The sequence below is a fragment of the Brevundimonas sp. genome (genome assembly GCF_004210735.1).
Taxonomy (GTDB): Bacteria; Pseudomonadota; Alphaproteobacteria; order Caulobacterales; family Caulobacteraceae; genus Brevundimonas.
In genome coordinates, this window is the sequence record NZ_SDZL01000145.1 from 1 (window position 1) to 1210 (window position 1210).

Below are 1210 nucleotides of genomic sequence, written 5' to 3' on the forward strand. Positions count from 1 at the left end.
GCGCCTTCCGTAGCGCCCGCGCTCTCGACGATGCGGTAGTGGCCGACGCCCTCTTCCGTGAAGAAGCGGCGCGTCGAGCGGACGTACTTGGTCGCGACGCGGATCTTGCGGCCGGTGGAGGCTTCCATGCGCGCGGCGACGTCATCGACGTCAGCCATCGTCTCGACGTCGAGCCAGCTCTTGGGAGCGGCGACGACGAGATCGGCGCGGCCGAAGCCGAGCGGCACCAGCAGGTGGACGACGCGATCGAGATCGCCGGCCTGTTCGCGCAGCAGGTCTTCACCGCTTACGCCAACGTGAATGTCGCCGGAGATAACGCCAGCAGCGATCTCGCTGGCGGACAGGAGGCGGACTTCGACATCGGGCAAGCCGGCCATGCGGGCGAAGTAGCCACGCGCACCGCCGATGGCTTCGATGCGGAAGCCGGCCTTGGCGAAGAACTCTTCAGCCTGCTCTTTGAGACGGCCTTTGGACGGAACGGCGAGGATCAGGGAGGTCATCAGCGGGCGCCCTTCCCTGTCTCGAGGCGATCAGCGCGAAGGGCTGCGCCAATGCCGCTGGCGTGGCGCTTGCCCCCGCTGAGGCGCGCGATCAGTCCGTCATAGCGGCCACCGGAGACGATGGGGCGGTCGGCGGCGTTCTCGCGGGCGAGTTCGAAGACGAAGCCGTCATAGTATTCGAAGCGGCGGCCGGATTCAGCGCTGAACACGGCGTCGGCCCAGAAGGGCGGCTTGTGCCTGGCGATCAGGGCGAGGCGTTCGGCGTAGGCGTCGAGCGCGGCGGAGAGATCGAGGCCAGTGCTGGCAGCGAAGCTGCGCAGGGCTCCAAGGCTGTCTGCGACCGGGGCGTTGAGCTTGAGGTAGCTGGTCAGGGCGTTGGCGACGGCGGCTGCGGGGGCCACGTCGGCGGCTTTCTCGCGCAGGCGGGCGGCGACGTCTTCAACAGTGCGGCCGACGGGCTCGACACCGAGTTTGGCGAGTTCGTCCTGGACGCCACGCGCAGCCTCAGCAGGCGCGAGCGAGCCGAGGCGGGCGACAGCGCCGGTGGGCTGGGCCTGATTGCTGGCGGCGGCTTCGAGCAGCTCGCGCGGACCCTTGCGGCGCGAGAAGGCGCGGCGGAGGCGGTCGCGCCATTGCGGCGACAGGTCGAGGGCTGCGAGCACGGCGTGATAGATGGCGACGTCGCCGAAGCGGACGGTGGCGCCGGTTGC

Annotated in this window: 2 protein-coding genes; both read right to left on the bottom strand. The window is 69.7% G+C overall.

Annotation, left to right across the window (positions count from 1 at the left end; genetic code table 11):
* Nucleotides 1-503, bottom strand: a 503-nt coding sequence (gene hisG, locus EON91_RS14505) for an ATP phosphoribosyltransferase (RefSeq protein WP_292096125.1), incomplete at its 3' end; no start/stop codon positions are given.
* Nucleotides 500-1210: ATP phosphoribosyltransferase regulatory subunit (locus EON91_RS14510; RefSeq protein ID WP_292096127.1), on the bottom strand; the 711-nt coding region annotated here is incomplete at its 5' end. The genes hisG and EON91_RS14510, both read right to left, overlap by 4 nt.